A 16,187-nucleotide genomic window follows, 5' to 3' on the forward strand; every position below is an offset into this window, starting at 1 on the left:
ATAATGAAAACCCGCGCCTTGCAAGAGGAGCGGGTTTTTGTTGCTTGCATTTTTTGGCATACTATTTACAATTAAACTATGAACGCATTTCATCAACCCATTAGGGGGCAATTCGATTATGACCCGAACGACGATCCTTTGGACTCGTGCAAGGATGCTCCTGCTGGCTAGCTTAATTGTACTAGGCGCTTGCTCTAATCAGGCAAATGAGAACAGGCCGCTTAACGGCAAAGTTGAAAGCGCTTCACCTGCGGCGAAAAAAGGCGGCGGAACGCAGCAGAGCCAGACCTTGGAGCCTTATACGCTGAAATTTGTATATACGGGATCGCCGCAGAAGGACGAGGAAGAAGTAGAGGCGGCAATGAATGTGTATTTAGTAGATAAAATCAATGCGAAAATTGATCTCATGCCGATTGATTGGGGACCGTGGGACGATAAAATAAATCTGATGGTCGCATCGCGCGAGAAGATTGATATTTTATTTACAGCGCAGTGGAATAAGCATGCGGTAAATGTGTCAAAGGGTGCATTTTTGGAAGTCGATGAGCTGCTGGAGCAGTATGGGCAAGGCATTTTGCAATCGCTTGATCCGGTGTTTCTAGCTGGCGCCAAAATCGACGGCAAAAACTATGCGGTTCCTACGAACAAGGAATTAGCGGCGCAGGGCGGCATCGTTTATCGCTCGGATATTGCCGAGGAGCTCGGCATCGACATGTCCAATGTAAAAACAATTGAGGACTTGGACGCGGTGTATCAAATCATTTTAGCGAGAAAGCCGGGCATGACGCCTCTCTATATGAAGCTAGGGGAGACGTTTACGGCGCATTATATCGGAAATTTTGATGCGCTGGGAGATACTTCGATTCCCGGCATTATTCTTAAGGATGGAGAAAGCACAAAGGTAATGCCCGCCTATGAGATGGAGCGTTATGTGGATACGCTGCGCATTACACGGCAGTTTTATCTAAAAGGCTATATCAATAAAGATGCGGCCACCAATCAGACGATGAACAATGACGCTTTAAAATCGGGAGACGTTTTCTCCATCACCTCGGCATTGAAGCCGGGGAAGGACGAGGAGCTGGCGATTCAGACCGGCCTTATCGGCAAGCTGGCGCAGCTGCCATTAAACGAAAAGACGATTGCAACATCGGAGACAGCAGGTTCTATGCTGGCGATCTCCTCAACCTCGCAGGACCCTGCGCGCGCGATGATGTTTATCAATCTGCTGCATACGGACTCCTATTTGAACAATTTGCTCAATTACGGCATAGAAGGCAAACACTATCTGAAGGTTAACGAAAACGTGATCAAGCCGACCGAGCACACCGTGGATTATAATCCAGGCTCCAACTGGATGTTCGGCAACCAGTTTCTAAACTATGTGTGGGACTCAGAAGATGCGGACAAATGGGATAACTTCAGGGAGTTTAATCAAAATGCAAAGCTCTCGCCCGGGCTTGGCTTCGTATTCAACGGCGATGCGGTTCGAGCTGAGATAGCGGCTGTCGTCAACGTTGACAGACAATATCAGACGGCTTTGGAAACCGGATCTGTCGATATCGATAAAGTGCTGCCTGAATATGCTGAGAGGCTGAAAGCGGCTGGCATCGAGAAGATTGTTGCGGAGAAGCAATCGCAATTCGATCAATTTCTAGCGAACAAATAAGAGAAGCAGATGGTTTGAAGTGCCGGCCAAGCGCAAGCTGCGAAGTCGGTTTTTTGGTTCATCGTCCTTTTGCTAGCGTGTGCTCGTTATCGCAGCGTTATGCGCGAGTGAGGGCGATTTGACGGTGAAAAAGAGGAGAAAGCCGGTTTTTTCCCCTAGAGGCTGGCTTCCGACTCGACCTAAGTCCAGTTAGAAAACCGCCGAAGGTCCGTTTTATAAAGCTGAAAATTGATCTAAACTAAGTACATAAGCAAGAGCAACACACGCATGGCAAAAAACAAAGAAAAAACATTCTAAAGGTTTGAAAGGAGATGAAATGGGATGAATGGAAAAAGCGCGTTAGGCGCACTGCTCGTAGTCGTCGGTGTTATCGCGGTACTTAATTTTGTCGGTGTCCACTTTGGTGCTATATTCGGATTCTTGCTCCCGTTCATATTAATCGGACTCGGTATCGTCGGTTGGATGAACAGCAAGAAATGGATTGGCGGCATACTTATCGTAATCGGCGGTATGATGGTTCTCGGCAAGCTCGGCGGCGTCATTTTGCTGCTTCTGGCAATCGGGTTGATCGCAGCTGGAGTTAGCCTTTTCAAAAAAGATAAACGCAGAGCTTACTAATAGCCGCGAGAGATAAAAGAAAGAACGGTTTTATTCGCAAAACGTTAAGGAGGACATGGAATGAGTATTATGAAGCGAGTTCGCGACATTACAGTTGCTACACTAAATGAACGTCTTGAGAAATCAGAAGATCCGGTTCGGATGATCGATCAGTTCCTCTGGTCTACCAGAGAAGATATCATTCAAGCGGAGAAGTTGTACCAGCAGTACGCTGGCCACAGCAATCACTTAAAGGCACAATGGCTGCAAGCCGAGGAGCAGAAGGAACGGCGCGAGAATCAAGCGTTGACGGCTCTGAAAGCAGGCGAAGAGCAGCTGGCTAGAATCGCCTTGCATGAAAAAGCAAGCTGCGAAGAACGCTCGGTTCAATACCGTGAGTTGTTCGAGCAAAGCAGACAAAATACGTTGGATCTAGAAGAGCAGCTTCGCGAGATGCGCAGTGAATACCAATCGGTATATGACAAACGCGAATATTATGCGGCTCGCATGGAATCACTAAGACTTCAACAGCGGATGAACAGCCGCTACAGCAGCGGCTTCGGCGAACAAGGCATTCAGTCGGGTTCCGTATTCAGAAGGCTGGAAGATCGGATTAGCGGCATGGAGCACGAAGCGAAAAGCTTGCGCGACATTCGCAGAATGGGGCAAGAATTCGTAACGGAAGCAGGCAACACCGTACAATCCGTTATAGAACGTGAGCTTGAGCAGTTGAAGCGAAAGCTTGAGAAAGAGGGCTGGTCGTCTTGAAGAAACTCTATCGTTCCTCACGAGACAAAAAGCTATTTGGTCTTTGCGGCGGATTAGCGGAAATGTTGAACGTAGATGCCACGCTGCTGCGGATATTACTTATCGTCATTACGATTTTTACAAGCGGCGCTGTCATTCTGATCTATATCATCGCAGGTTTGGTTGTTCCTAAAGAACCGCCGATCTACTCGAACTTTGGACCAAACGGCGGTTACGGCAACGGTTATGGCGGCGGCTATAATCCTGGATTTGGCCAACAAGCTAATTCCCAATTCGGCGGCCCGTACAAAAACCCGCCGCAAGCACCGGGTTCTTGGAATACGCCAGGACCGGCACCACAGCCAGCAGCATCGACACAGTTCGATAGCATGATGGACGATTTGGAGAAAAAAGCGCTGCGCCGTGAAATTGAAGAATTGAAAGCCAAAATTGCTAAATACGAGAAGGGAGATTTTTAATATGGGAATTTTCAAACGCATGAAAGATATGACGAAGGCATCGGTAAATGAGGCATTGGATAAAATTGAAGATCCGATTATAATGTTGAATCAGTACCTGCGCGACATGGAGTCCGAAATTCATCAAGCTGAGGTTACAGTAGCTAAGCAAATGGCAAACGAGCGCCGCATGAAGCAGCGCCTTGAGGAAACTGTACGCAGCGCGGCTGATCGTGAGTCTAAAGCAGAGGCGGCTTTAAGAGCCGGCCAAGAGGAGCTTGCTCGCAAGCTGCTGGAAGAGAAGCTTTATTTCGATCAAAAGGTAACGGAATATGTTGACCTTCATGCACAATCAAAAGCGCAAGCTGAGGAATTGCTGCAGCAATTGCACACGATGAAGGATGAGTTCTACCAACTGCGCAACAAACGCAATGAGCTTGCTTCCCGTGCACAAGTAGCTAAAGCTCAAAAACAAATGGCACAGCTGACAGCAAACCATACGATCGACAGCGGCTCTGCATCACGCGGCTTCTACCGTATGGAAGAGAAAATCATGCAGCTGGAAGCGGAAGCAGACGTTCTTCGCACGCCATACTCATACAGCGGAGCAACAAACAGCTTTAATGCGGCAGACGCTGAGAAACAAATTAAAGTGGATGAGCAGCTGCAAGCGCTCAAAAATAAGCTGAACCCGGCTCCTTCTTTAACAAAAGCTCCATCTGAAGAATAGGATCCAGCTCACGGAAGAAGCGGACCGTTTAACGGTCTGCTCTTTCATGCGTTTGCATGAAAAATGACATAAGCAGGCATTAAGGGTTAAAATAGTACATAGAAGAAGGAAGTGAGCCGTATGGAGAAGGAAATTAAGGGAAACCAACCGAATCATGCGGCCCGCAGGCGCAATACGACGGAAACGATATTGTGGTTGCTTATTATCGTCAGCTTGGTTGTCATCGTGCTGCAAGGAATCGGCTACGTTGAGCTGTTCACGCTTCAGGGGAAGTGGGCGGTAATCGGATTGACTATCGTTGGCGCGGGACTGGCTGCTGCGGCGCTGAACGGTTATTTGCAAAATTCGCGGCTGAAGGAATCGCTAAAGCGGCTGACTGATCAGCAGGTAAAACGTAGATTTACCGTAACGCTAAGCAATGGCGAGAAAACGGAAAATGAAATATCAGAGCAGGAGCAGGTCGATCCGAATTGGACCGAAAAGGTCAAATTCACGGCAGTGATCGAGGAGCGCCAGCGCCTTGCCCGCGAGCTGCATGATGCGGTTAGCCAGCAGCTATTCGCGATCTCGATGACGGCGACGGCTGTCAGCCGGACGATAGAGCGGGATTGGGAGCGAGCAAAGCGTCAGGTACAGCTTATTGAAGAAATGGCTGCCGTTGCGCAATCGGAAATGCGCGCCCTGCTGCTTCATCTTCGGCCCGTCCACTTGGACGGCAAAAACTTGGGGCAGGCGCTTACTGTTCTAGTGGATGAGCTGAAGCAGAAAGTACCGATGACGATTACGCTTGAGGTAGATGAGACCATTGTGCTTCAGCCAAATGCCGAGGATCATTTGTTCCGAATTGCCCAAGAAGCTTTGTCCAATACGCTGCGGCATTCCAAAGCGGACAGAATGGAAATCAAGCTGATTCGTTCAGGCAACCAAGTGCATATGAGTCTGCTGGACAGCGGCATCGGGTTTGATCTGGAGTCGAAGAAGCAGACCTCTTACGGGCTGCTCACGATGGAGGAGCGTGTGCTTGAGCTGGGCGGATCGTTGCAGATGATTTCGAAGCCGGGCGAAGGCACGGCCATTCATATTTGGGTTCCCGCGGATGGATTGCGTGATACGAAGGCACAAGCATGACAATTAAAATGGATGTACGATAAAAGAAGGACGGTGTTAGGTGTGGAGGCAATTGAGCAATTGAGTCAGCCGATAAAGGTGCTGCTTGTCGATGATCACGAAATGGTGCGAATCGGTCTTGCGGCGGTGCTGGATACCGAGGATGGAATCGAGGTTGTCGGTGAAGCCAGCAACGGCATGGACGGCATTCGATTAGCACAGGCGTACAGACCTGACGTTGTTTTGATGGATCTGGTGATGGACGGCATGGATGGGGTTGAGACGACAGCCAAGCTGCTTGAGCTGTACCCCGAATGCAAAGTCATCGTATTAACGAGCTATTTGGATGACAGCAAGCTGTACCCTGTCATTGAAGCAGGCGCATTCAGCTACCTGCTCAAGACGTCGCGGGCTACGGAAATCGCCGATGCGATTCGTGCCGCAGCGCGTGGACAATCGGTGCTGGAGTCACAGGTGGCGGCCAAAATGATGAACCGGTTCCGCCAGCCGAAGCAGCAGGAGCAAACGCCGCTGCATCATGATTTGACAGAGCGCGAAATGGACGTGCTCAAGCGGGTAGCGCAGGGGCGTTCCAATCAGGAAATCGCCGACGAGCTGTTTATAGGCGTGAAGACGGTGAAATTCCATATTACGAACATTTTTAACAAGCTGGATGTTGATGATCGTACGCAAGCGGCTATTTATGCGCATAAGCAAGGGATTGCCGATTAAAGGACTTAATTTCATATTAGCTCTTCAAATATTTGGGGATTGTTATTAGGGTTTGGAACAGCTCTTCGATCTGATCGACAGCTATTCCATGGATGGATTCGCCCGTTAGTGCAGGGAGGCTTGCTTCGGGCCAGAGTGCGGCAACAATCTTGTTTTTTGCTATTTTAAAGAGTTCATGATCCGCTTCTGATCGAATCATAATGATTTTGGGATAGTCTGCATCTTTAAAGCCTTCGACGAGTACGACATCGGCTTCGGGCATTTGCGCTATAAGCTGCTCAAGCGATTCGGAATATGCCTTCATAATTGCCGTGCTTTTGGATGAAGTAATAGCGGTTATGTCTGCCCCGGCTGCTTGGTGCTTCCAAGTATCGGTTCCGGGCTTATCGATTTGAAAATGATGCGCATCGCGCTTAATGGTTCCAACTGTATAACCCGCTTGCTTAAAGCGTTCCGTCAACCGGCAAACCAAAGTGGTTTTGCCGGTGTTTTTGTATCCAATGATTTGGACAATCAATTGTTGGCTTACTGATGATGATTGCATGGCAAGCTCCTTCGCGCGTTCGGTGACGTTAATTGCCAATAGTTTAACATACATTGTAAAATGGATGCTGAATAAGCTGCCGGATGATCTGGCGGCGATAGGAGCGGTGATTGTAATGGGGAAGGAGAATGGCGTTGGGATGACGGGCGGGAGCGAGCGGGCCGGCCGATTTAATCGGAAGGCCGTGATGGTTGGAGAAGCGCAGCAGCGTGTGCTTGCTGCTGCGGAAGGTCTGCAGCTAGGCAGCGAGCTTGTGCCGCTGCAGGCTAGCGGCGGCCGCAGGCTTGCGCAGACGATAGTGGCGTCAAGCGATTGGCCGCCCTTCGCGCGCTCGGGACTCGACGGCTATGCCGTGCGCGCAGCAGATATCGCGGCAGCGTCGCCGGAGCAGCCGGCGACGCTGCGCGTCGTTGATTCGGTCGCGGCGGGCGGGCTCGCCCTCGCGGCCGTGAAGAAGGGCACTGCCGTGCGCATCATGACAGGCGCGGCTGTGCCCGAGGGGGCTGACGCGGTCGTGATGCTTGAGCAGACCGCGGAAGCCATGCTGGACGATGGCTCGCCGGCGGTGCTGATCAAGCACGCCGGCTTGGCCGGCCAGCACATCGCGCCCCGCGGCGAGGAATTCCGCCGCGGGAGCGTGCTTGCAGTGCCCGGCACAGTTGTGCGGCCGGGCCATGTTGCGCTGCTCGGCACCTTCGGCTATGCCGAGGTGGCGGTGCAAAAGCGGCCGCGCGTAGCGGTATTCGCGACCGGCAGCGAATTGCTGCCGGTTGCGGCGTCGCTGGCGCCGGGGCAAATCCGCGACAGCAACAGCTATATGGTCGCGGCCATGGTAGAGCAAAGCGGAGCTGAGCCGATTCTATGCGGCTCGCTGCCCGATGAGCTTGGCGCGGTTGAAGCCGCTCTCGCAAGCGTACGCGAGCGCGCAGACCTGATCATCACGACCGGAGGCGTCTCCGTAGGTGACTTTGATGTGATGTCAGAGCTGCTCCACTCCCTGAAAAAGGGTAGCTTGGCGGAGCCGCTGCAAACTCGCTCAAGTGCGAACAGCGCCTCGTCAGCCCCTGCTCCAATTAATGAAAGGCAAAATAAAATTTTATTCGACCGCGTAGCGATGAGACCGGGCAGCCCGACATCGGCTGCCGTTGTAGGAGGAAAGCTGCTTTTTGCCTTGTCAGGCAATCCGGGAGCTTGCTTCGTAGGCTTTGAGCTATTTGTTCGGCCAGCGCTGCTCAGCATGCAAGGCGCCAAAGAGGCGCTGCCAAGAACGGTTAGGGCGAGGCTGCTGACTGCGATAGACAAGCCAAGCCCGCATGTCCGCTATGTCCGCGCCCGCTTGATCAACGATTCGGAGGGGCGTTTGCTTGCTGATCCGTTAGCCTTCTCCAAATCGAGCATGATGGCTTCTATTGCCGATGCGGAAGGACTAGCGGTCATCCCCTCCGGCTCAAAGGGAGCTGAAGCGGGTGAACTCATCGAAGTTGTCCTCATTCCATGAAGCGAGATTTATGAAAGGTAATTGGGAAATATCATTTTATTTGGCAGGATATGCATGCGAGGAAACCGAATATAGAATGAATGCAGCATTGTCCTGGGAAAAGCCTGCGACTGCCGCTGATTCGCCAAGGCCTTTTATCAGCTTTACCTTAAATATATCGATTTAAAATCAATCCGGCATAGGGAAGCGGCCAGTAGGCTTGCATCGCCCCGTAATAAGCGGAATACGGCAGCGTAGCGCCTAGCTGCGGCTGGAGCAGATCAATCGGCTTCTGCTGCTCAGCGTAGGTGAGCGCATGCTTCAAATCGCTTAGCATACCGTCCGCCCCGAGCAAAAGCTGCTTCATTCGCTTAGACTCATCTAGGGCAAGCGGCTTCGACCACATATAAGCCTCTTCATCCCCGCGTTTGCTTCGCCGTAGGCCAAGCTCCCTGGCAGCGGGGGCTCGCAGGGCCAGCTCTATGCTAGCCCAAAGCTCAGGCTTTAAAGCATCGTCATGCTGCTTGTATTGCGATTCCAGCTGCTGGAGCATTTTTGCAAGGCTCGTTAAACTATCCGCAATCGGAAGGCCGTTATTCAACTGGTTGCTTAGCCGCACTGTGAGTTGATCGATATGAGATTGGGCTTGCTTAGCCATTTGCAACCAGTCAGCTGCGCTACTAGCGGCTTTCTGATAAATTCGATGCAAATCATAGTCCTGCTCTGGAGGCTGCTGAGGCTCGCCGTCGCGATAAGGGTAATAAGCATACGGACTTACAGCTTGTACCGGCGTGTATGCGTTTGTTCGCTCGATGCTCCGAATGGAGCGTATGGATGTGCTCATTATGATCTCCTCTCTGGCTTGAAGGATAGTTTAGCGTGAGCATACTATACCGTAGCCAAAAAAACTGGCGAAAGCTGTCAGCTATCGGATTAATGAAATAAAAAAAAGCGGCTGCTCTGCGCCGGGCCCGCCGCTTCGCTTGTTTTAAAGCAACAAAAATAGAAATGCGACTAGCGCGAAATCAAGTGACAGCGCTCCGCCCCATGGATAATAAGGCTGCGGCCCGTAGTAATAGGGATCATAGGGGTAGGCCTGCGTTTGCAGCTTGGATTTTCCGGATGACTGATGCGCTTCTTCTGTTTTACCTTTACCGCCTTTTTTCTTTTTTGAAACCTGCGATTGTGCTTGTGATTGAGTTACGCTAGCCTCCATGCCGCCAGCCTCTGCATTAAGCTGCAATTTACCGCTGCCGCAGGAGCTTAGTATGCCTACATGGCGCGTGCCGTCTTTCATAATTACGCCTACCGGATATCCGCAAAATCGATTAACCACTTCCTCGTGCAGCGGATAAATTTGTTCCATTCGCCAAGCACCTCCAAAAGGATAAGATGAATCAATCCTGCAACCAGTGTATTCACCTACAGGCAAACGTGTATGGATGTTTACCCATTCGGAAGAGGACAGGAGCGAAAAATCATGTACATTCCGGCAAAATCGGTACCCAAAAAACAGCGGCTAACAGCCAAGCAGCGAGCTAAGCAGACGAAAGCCGGCATCCTGCTAGCGCTGCTCGTTATATTAATAAGCGCGTCATGGGCGATATGGCAAGCGGACCGGGCTCCAAGGGATACGACCTCCGCGGAACAGGTGCTTCAGCATGATTTGAAGGCGCTCTGGGAGTGGAGCGATGATCAGCTAAGAAGCGGCTCGCAGGGAGCGAGCTGGAGCATAAGATGGAATGCAACGAGTAAGGTCGGATCAATGAAGGAGCTTGTACAGAACCTTTTTGTGGATGAGAAAGGGATCGCAAGCGATAAGATTGAGCAAAATGAAGGGAAAACGGTCACGGGCGCCCTGCCTAAATACAGCGGAAAATTAACGATCAGCCTCGTCAAGAGCGACAGCCGCAACGAAGAGCTGATGGTGGTGCTTGAGACAGGCGCTTCACAGCCGCTTGATCCGAAAAAGCTGCTTCAAGCGACTGCGGATATTTCGGGGCAGCTTGTCCTGTTCTCTCCGGCGTTCACTAGCAGCATGAAGGTTCAAGGGTATACGGATCATGAGCAGACGATTCAGCGGCTAACGAGGCTTACGGATGCCAGATCGGTTGACCGCTATGAGGATCGGGGAACGATCAGCGAAACCTTTTATACCCGGATGCTTCACTCCGCCATTGTTGTCGAAAACGGGAAATCGGCAAATTTTCAAATCGCCTTGCATAAGGATACAAATTCCGATAACACGGAATTGGCGATCGGAATACCTGTCATTACCGGAGAATACAGCGTTTCCAAGGCAGAAAGCCCCTAACAGCCAAATCGGAATTAGAATAAGTAACGTATCTTATCAGTATTTTTTATGACATGTTGAATAGCGAATTAAAGAACTATATGCTAAACTACATATCATGTGAAACTGTATAAAAATACATAGGGAAAGAATGAGGCAAATGACATATACGAATAATCTAGATTCCGTCTCCGCAGAAGGCGCAGTTTATTATCTGTTCGGAGCAACGGGCGATTTGGCTCGGCGCAAGCTGTTTCCAGCCCTGTTCAGTTTATATAAAGAAGGTAAGCTATCCGAAAATTTTGCCGTTGTGGGCCTTGCTAGACGCCCTCGGACAAATGAGCAATTCCGTGCGGACTTGTACGAATCCATTGTGGAATTTTGTCGCTACAAAGCGGACGATGCCGAGCTTTGGAATCGTTTTGCAGAGCATTTCGTTTACATGTCACTGGATATCAACGATGTGGAAGGCTTCCGCGAGCTTAGCAAATTGTCCGAGCAGCTGGATGTGAAGTTTAACATTCCGGGCAACCGCCTATTCTATTTGGCACTTGCACCTTCATTGTTCGGTCCGGTTTCCTTCAACCTTCGCGACGGTGGGCTGCTAGAGTCTACGGGCTGGCACCGCGTCGTCATCGAGAAGCCTTTCGGCTACGATCTGCCGTCTGCGCAGAAGCTGAACGAGCAAATTAACCAAGTGTTCAAAGAAGAAGAAATTTACCGCATTGACCACTACCTAGGCAAGGAAATGGTTCAAAATATTCAAGTTATTCGTTTTGCTAATGCTTTTTTTGAGCCATTGTGGAATAATAACCATATTGCGAACGTTCAAATTACGTTATCCGAAACCGTTGGCGTAGAGGATCGCGGTGGCTATTATGACAAATCGGGAGCATTACGCGACATGGGCCAAAACCATATGCTGCAAATGCTTACGATGATCGCCATGGAGCCGCCAAGCCGCTTGCACGGCGAAGATATACGCGATGAGAAGGTTAAGGTGCTTCGTTCCCTGCGCAACTACCGTTCTAGCGATGAAGTACGCTCGAACGTAGTCCGCGGACAATATAGCGAAGGCAGCCACCACGGCAAGGAGCTTCCTGGCTACCGCCAAGAGGATTCGGTTGGCGAGGATTCCACAACGGAAACCTATTTTGCAGCAAAAGTATTTGTCGATAACTTCCGCTGGGCGGGCGTGCCTTTCTACATTAGAACGGGCAAACGTCTACCGGTAAAAACGACTGAAATCGTAATCGAATTCAAATCGATGCCGCAAAATGTATTGTTCGCACAGCGCCATGATTTGGCGCCGAACCTGCTCGTTATTCGCGTAAACCCGCTTGAGGGCATATATATTAAAGTAAACGCAAAAACGCCGGGCGAGAACAATTCGGTTCAGCCGGTAGCGATGGAGTTCTGCCAAAGCTGCCAAATCGGGTTGAACACGCCTGAAGCCTATGAGCGTCTCATTCACGATGCAGCACGCGGTGATTCCACGTACTTTACGCGTTGGGACGAGGTTTCTCAAGCATGGGCGTTCGTAGATCGCATCGCGCAGGCTTGGCGCGAAGAGAAAAGTGATTTGAAGCTATATCCAGCTGGATCTTGGGGTCCGGATGCAGCGAATCAGCTGCTTGGAGAAGATGGCTTCCATTGGTGGCCGGTTAACGGCCAAGAGGAAGATAACGTCATTTGGGTGTCGAACAGCGGAAAATAGCCGCTGCCGTATACCTTACGTAATGAAGGGAAGGCAAGCATGAGCCAATCGTTAAGCGAAGAAATTAAACAGGAAGTTGATAAACGCCGCACGTTCGCGATTATCTCTCACCCTGATGCAGGGAAAACAACCCTCACCGAGAAGCTCCTCCTATTCGGAGGAGCCATTCGGCTTGCTGGGTCAGTCAAGGCGCGCAAAGCGAGCCGTCACGCCACGTCCGACTGGATGGAAATTGAGAAGCAGCGGGGGATCTCGGTAACGTCCAGCGTTATGCAGTTCGATTATTTGGGACACCGCGTCAACATTCTCGATACGCCTGGTCACCAAGATTTTAGTGAGGACACTTACCGTACGCTTACCGCAGCCGACAGCGCCGTCATGCTTATCGACGTTGCAAAAGGTGTGGAGGCACAGACGATCAAGCTGTTCCAAGTTTGCCGCAAGCGCGGCATTCCTATCTTTACGTTTATCAACAAGCTGGACCGCGAAGGGCAAAGCCCGTTTGAATTAATGGAGGAGCTGGAGCGGGTGCTTGGCATTCGCGCAGTGCCAATGAACTGGCCGATCGGCATGGGACGCGAGCTTTGCGGCGTTTATGACCGGATGAAAACGCAGGTTGAGCTGTTCCAAGGCAATGACCATTCCACGATTGAAGTTCGTCCTGTGAGCGATTATAACGATCCGGTGATCCGTGAGATGGCTGGCGATTATTTGACCGATCAGCTTATCGGAGATCTGGAGCTGCTTGACGTTGCAGGCGACCAATTCGATTTCGAGAAGGTGCAAGCCGGCGAGCTCACGCCTCTTTTCTTCGGAAGCGCAGTTAACAACTTTGGCGTGCAGACGTTTCTTGAGAACTTCCTGCAGCTGGCTCCTAAGCCAACCCCGCGCAATAGCACGACGGGCCAAGTTGATCCGACGAATGAGAAATTCACTGGTTATGTGTTCAAAATTCAAGCCAATATGAACCCGGCGCATCGCGACCGGATTGCTTTCCTCCGTATTTGCTCCGGCAAATTCGAGAGGGGCATGAGCGTTCGCCATGTTCGCAACGGCAAAGATATTAAGCTGGCGCAGCCGCAGCAATTTCTAGCGCAGGATCGCGATATCGTGGATACGGCTTACCCAGGGGACATTATCGGGCTATTCGATCCGGGCATCTTCCGCATCGGCGATTCCTTGTCGCAGGGCGGAGAGGTCGTATTCGATGAGCTGCCGACGTTCTCGCCGGAAATTTTCGCAAAAGTAACCGTCAAAAACGCGCTCAAGCATAAGCAATACCAGAAGGGCATCGATCAGCTTACAGAGGAAGGCACCATTCAGGTGTTCCATTCAACGGGCAACTTCGACGAGACGATTCTCGGCGTTGTCGGTCACTTGCAATTTGAAGTGTTCGAGCACCGGATGAAAGCGGAGTACGGCGTAGATATTCAGCTGCATCGCATGCAGTTCCAATTTGCGCGGTGGATCGTTGACGATAAAATCGATCCAAGCAAATTCCGTATTAATACGACGCTTGTGAAGGACAAGAAGGGCAATTATGTCGTCTTGTTCGAGAACGAGTATGCGATGCGTACGGCAATTGACAAAAACCCAACATCTAAGTTTCTGGAAACCGCGCCTTAAGGATTGGGATATAGGCAAGCAGAAAGCATCCTCAGCCAATGGCGCAGCAGCGCTTGCAGCTGAGGATGCTTTTGTTTCCGAAGACTTGAATTTCAGTGCTAAAACGAATCTTTACCCGTATAATAAATGGATAAAAAACGATAGGTGGCTAGTCATTCATGAAAACAATCATGTTCACCGGGGGAGGCTCAGCCGGACACGTTACCGTAAATTTGGCCTTGATCCCGCGATTTTTGGAAGAGGGCTGGTCAGTCCAATATATCGGGTCGGAGAGCGGTATCGAGCGGCAGCTTATCGCAACGATTCCGCAGGTCACATATTTTCCGATCGCGACAGGCAAGCTGAGAAGGTACATGGACATTCAGAACATCAAGGATCCGTTCAAGGTGGTAAAAGGGCTTTATCAGGCGTACCGGATCATTAAGCGGAATAAACCGAATGTCATCTTCTCCAAAGGCGGCTTCGTATCTGTACCGGTCGTCATTGGGGCATGGTTAAACAGGGTGCCGCTGCTCATTCACGAGTCTGATTTAACGCCTGGGCTCGCCAATCGTTTGTCGATTCCGTTCGCGACCGGCGTGTGTACGACCTTCCCGGAGACGGGAAGCATGCTGAAGGCAGACAAGAGCCGGCATGTGGGAGCGGTCATACGCGAGGAAGTGAAGCAGGGCAACGCTGATCGCGGCAGAGCTTTTTGCGGATTTACGAGGAGCAAGCCGGTTATTCTGATCATGGGCGGAAGCTTAGGCGCCCGCAAAATCAATCAGACGGTAAGGCAAGCTCTGACCGCACTTACGAAAAAATTTCAGGTCGTGCATCTATGCGGCAAAAATCAAGTTGATCCTTCGATCGATATCGCTGGCTACAAGCAATTTGAATATGTGAATGAGCAGTTGCCGGATGTGCTAGCGATGACGGATCTAGTCATTTCCCGTGCGGGCTCTAATTCAATCTTTGAATTTCTCTCCTTGAAGAAGCCGATGCTGCTTATCCCGCTCACGAAGGAGCAGAGCAGGGGCGATCAAATTTTAAACGCGCAGTCGTTTGAAAAATCGGGTTATGCCGACGTATTGTACGAAGAGAAGCTGACAGCCAGCACGCTGACGGAGAGCGTAGAACGACTGTACGATAACCGTAAAGATTTTATCGAGCGGATGAACATGAGCGAGGAAGCGAATGCGTTAGCATCCGTTTTTGAGTGGATCAATGAAATTGCGAAGAAGTAAGGTTACTTATATGCGATAGCAAGTAATAACAAGGCGATCCAGAGCGTGGCTTCAAACGTTCCGGATCGCCTTTTTGGATGGCTGGCAGCCTTTTGGAAAAAAGTCTCTGCAAGCCGGTTGACGATAAAACGTTTTCATGCCATAATGTACGCGTGTACATTAAACGGAAATGATGTTTAGCATATTAGCTTTTCAGGAGGAAAACGATCATTAGCAGGAAAGAAGTAGCGAAGCTGGCAGGTGTCTCGGAGGCAACTGTATCCAGAGTGTTGAACAATGTTGGCCCGATGAAGGACGATACGCGCGAGCGCGTATTGCAGGCTGCTGCAGAGCTTGGGTATGTCCCGAATGCGCTCGCGCAGCAATTTGCCCGGAGGAAGAGCGGCAATATCGGCGTTGTGCTTCCGTTTGTGCCGAAGGTTCACTTGTTCTCCACTTACTATTTCTCGGAAATTTTAAGCGGAATCGGCGAGACGGCGAAGCGCTGCGGTTATGACCTGCTGCTGATCTTCCGGGAGCCGGATGGGGTAAGAGACTACGCGAAGCTTTTTCGAACGCAAAAGATTGACGCTTGTATCGTGCTCGGCTCCCAAAACGTGCCGGAAGAACGTGCTGCCCTTGCGGAGCTGAAGGCTGGAGACTTTCCCTTCTGCCTTGTGAACCAGCGGTATGACGAGGAGTCGTATCGGACGGTGGATGCGGATCATGTAGCAGGGAGTAAAGCTGCAGTGAAGCATCTGATCGAGTATGGCAGCCGCAGCATTGCGTTCGTAAACGGCCCGCAGCAGTATTCCAATAGCGCAGATAGGCTCGAAGGCTATAAGGAAGCATTGGAGCAAGCCGGCCTAGCGTTTGAGCCAGAGCATGTATTCGTGGGCAATTACAGCCGCAAGAGCGGCTATGAGCTTGCGGGTCAGCTAGCTCAGCTGATACGTGCAGGCTCCATCGATGCGGTATTTGGTGCCAACGATCGGATGGCAATAGGTTTGATGCAGGGCTTGCGGGAGCTGGAGCTTGAGGCAGGCCAGCATTACGCGTTAGTTGGGTATGATGACTCCGATGGCTCGCGTATTATTAGTCCGAGCCTGACGACGGTAGCGGTTCCTTTTTATGAAATGGGCAAGCTTGCAGCCGCGAGGCTGCTTGATACGGCTCAAAATAAGGACGAAGCCGAACCGGCACGGGACGTGCTGCCTGTAAATTTGGTTCAAAGGGAGACATCCCAACTTAAAAAAAGCAATCATTAAGCCGTTTTTTGGCATCA

Annotated in this window: 16 protein-coding genes; 13 read left to right on the forward strand and 3 right to left on the reverse strand. The window is 50.8% G+C overall.

The genetic code is table 11. The features are described from left to right. The first annotated feature begins 118 nt into the window (after nt 1–118). The 7 genes from ADU23_RS14380 (at nt 119) to ADU23_RS14410 (ending at nt 6,040) form a co-directional block, all read left to right on the forward strand. Nucleotides 119–1,669, forward strand: coding sequence for an ABC transporter substrate-binding protein (locus ADU23_RS14380; protein WP_053374352.1), 1,551 nt, complete (start codon nt 119–121; stop codon nt 1,667–1,669). Nucleotides 1,670–1,990: 321 nt separating this feature from the next. Next, the gene (locus tag ADU23_RS14385; protein ID WP_053374353.1) at nt 1,991–2,287 is read left to right on the forward strand and encodes a LiaF transmembrane domain-containing protein; all 297 of its coding nucleotides are present in this window, start codon (nt 1,991–1,993) and stop codon (nt 2,285–2,287) included. Between the two features lie 60 nt (nt 2,288–2,347). Then, entirely contained in the window at nt 2,348–3,034 is a 687-nt protein-coding gene (locus ADU23_RS14390) for a PspA/IM30 family protein (RefSeq protein ID WP_053374354.1), read from the forward strand. Beyond that, nucleotides 3,031–3,492, forward strand: coding sequence for a PspC domain-containing protein (locus ADU23_RS14395; protein ID WP_063846008.1), 462 nt, complete (start codon nt 3,031–3,033; stop codon nt 3,490–3,492). The genes ADU23_RS14390 and ADU23_RS14395 overlap by 4 nt, the downstream gene beginning before the upstream one ends. A gap of 1 nt (nt 3,493) precedes the next feature. Further along, the gene (locus ADU23_RS14400) at nt 3,494–4,201 is read left to right on the forward strand and encodes a PspA/IM30 family protein (protein ID WP_053374356.1); all 708 of its coding nucleotides are present in this window, start codon (nt 3,494–3,496) and stop codon (nt 4,199–4,201) included. Nucleotides 4,202–4,321: 120 nt separating this feature from the next. Then, complete coding sequence (locus ADU23_RS14405; RefSeq protein ID WP_053374357.1) at nt 4,322–5,329, forward strand: sensor histidine kinase; 1,008 nt, start codon at nt 4,322–4,324, stop codon at nt 5,327–5,329. A 12-nt stretch (nt 5,330–5,341) separates the two neighbouring features. Further along, nucleotides 5,342–6,040 (forward strand): response regulator transcription factor, encoded by a 699-nt coding sequence (locus ADU23_RS14410; RefSeq protein ID WP_053374358.1) that lies wholly within the window; start codon nt 5,342–5,344, stop codon nt 6,038–6,040. Between the two features lie 16 nt (nt 6,041–6,056). Here the strand turns inward: ADU23_RS14410 and mobB are convergent, their stop codons facing one another. After that, nucleotides 6,057–6,584, reverse strand: a complete 528-nt coding sequence (gene mobB / locus ADU23_RS14415) for a molybdopterin-guanine dinucleotide biosynthesis protein B (protein ID WP_053374359.1) — start codon at nt 6,582–6,584, stop codon at nt 6,057–6,059. Between mobB and ADU23_RS14420 the strand changes: the two genes are divergently transcribed. After that, on the forward strand, nt 6,583–8,082 hold the full coding sequence (locus ADU23_RS14420; protein ID WP_231637381.1) for a molybdopterin molybdotransferase MoeA: 1,500 nt from the start codon (nt 6,583–6,585) through the stop codon (nt 8,080–8,082). The genes mobB and ADU23_RS14420 overlap by 2 nt on opposite strands. 148 nt (nt 8,083–8,230) lie before the next feature. Here ADU23_RS14420 and ADU23_RS14425 read toward each other — a convergent pair whose 3' ends face one another. Both ADU23_RS14425 and ADU23_RS14430 read right to left on the reverse strand, forming a co-directional pair. After that, on the reverse strand, nt 8,231–8,905 hold the full coding sequence (locus tag ADU23_RS14425; protein WP_053374360.1) for a hypothetical protein: 675 nt from the start codon (nt 8,903–8,905) through the stop codon (nt 8,231–8,233). Between the two features lie 144 nt (nt 8,906–9,049). Then, a complete protein-coding gene (locus tag ADU23_RS14430) occupies nt 9,050–9,427 on the reverse strand; it encodes a hypothetical protein (RefSeq protein ID WP_053374361.1) in 378 nt (125 codons plus the stop codon). A gap of 114 nt (nt 9,428–9,541) precedes the next feature. Here ADU23_RS14430 and ADU23_RS14435 point away from each other — a divergent pair, with 114 nt between their 5' ends. The 5 genes from ADU23_RS14435 (at nt 9,542) to ADU23_RS14455 (ending at nt 16,170) form a co-directional block, all read left to right on the forward strand. Then, nucleotides 9,542–10,375, forward strand: a complete 834-nt coding sequence (locus ADU23_RS14435) for a YwmB family TATA-box binding protein (protein ID WP_053374362.1) — start codon at nt 9,542–9,544, stop codon at nt 10,373–10,375. A gap of 139 nt (nt 10,376–10,514) precedes the next feature. Further along, the gene (zwf, locus tag ADU23_RS14440) at nt 10,515–12,071 is read left to right on the forward strand and encodes a glucose-6-phosphate dehydrogenase (RefSeq protein ID WP_053374363.1); all 1,557 of its coding nucleotides are present in this window, start codon (nt 10,515–10,517) and stop codon (nt 12,069–12,071) included. Nucleotides 12,072–12,110: 39 nt separating this feature from the next. Continuing rightward, nucleotides 12,111–13,697, forward strand: coding sequence for a peptide chain release factor 3 (locus ADU23_RS14445; RefSeq protein ID WP_053374364.1), 1,587 nt, complete (start codon nt 12,111–12,113; stop codon nt 13,695–13,697). A 158-nt stretch (nt 13,698–13,855) separates the two neighbouring features. Continuing rightward, nucleotides 13,856–14,923 carry an undecaprenyldiphospho-muramoylpentapeptide beta-N-acetylglucosaminyltransferase gene (locus ADU23_RS14450; protein WP_053374365.1) on the forward strand — a complete coding sequence of 356 codons (1,068 nt, stop codon included), beginning with the start codon at nt 13,856–13,858 and terminating at the stop codon, nt 14,921–14,923. Between the two features lie 206 nt (nt 14,924–15,129). Next, the gene (locus tag ADU23_RS14455) at nt 15,130–16,170 is read left to right on the forward strand and encodes a LacI family DNA-binding transcriptional regulator (RefSeq protein WP_053374366.1); all 1,041 of its coding nucleotides are present in this window, start codon (nt 15,130–15,132) and stop codon (nt 16,168–16,170) included. Nucleotides 16,171–16,187 lie beyond the last annotated feature (17 nt).

This window comes from Paenibacillus sp. FJAT-27812, from assembly GCF_001273905.1.
Lineage (GTDB): Bacteria > Bacillota > Bacilli > Paenibacillales > Paenibacillaceae > Pristimantibacillus.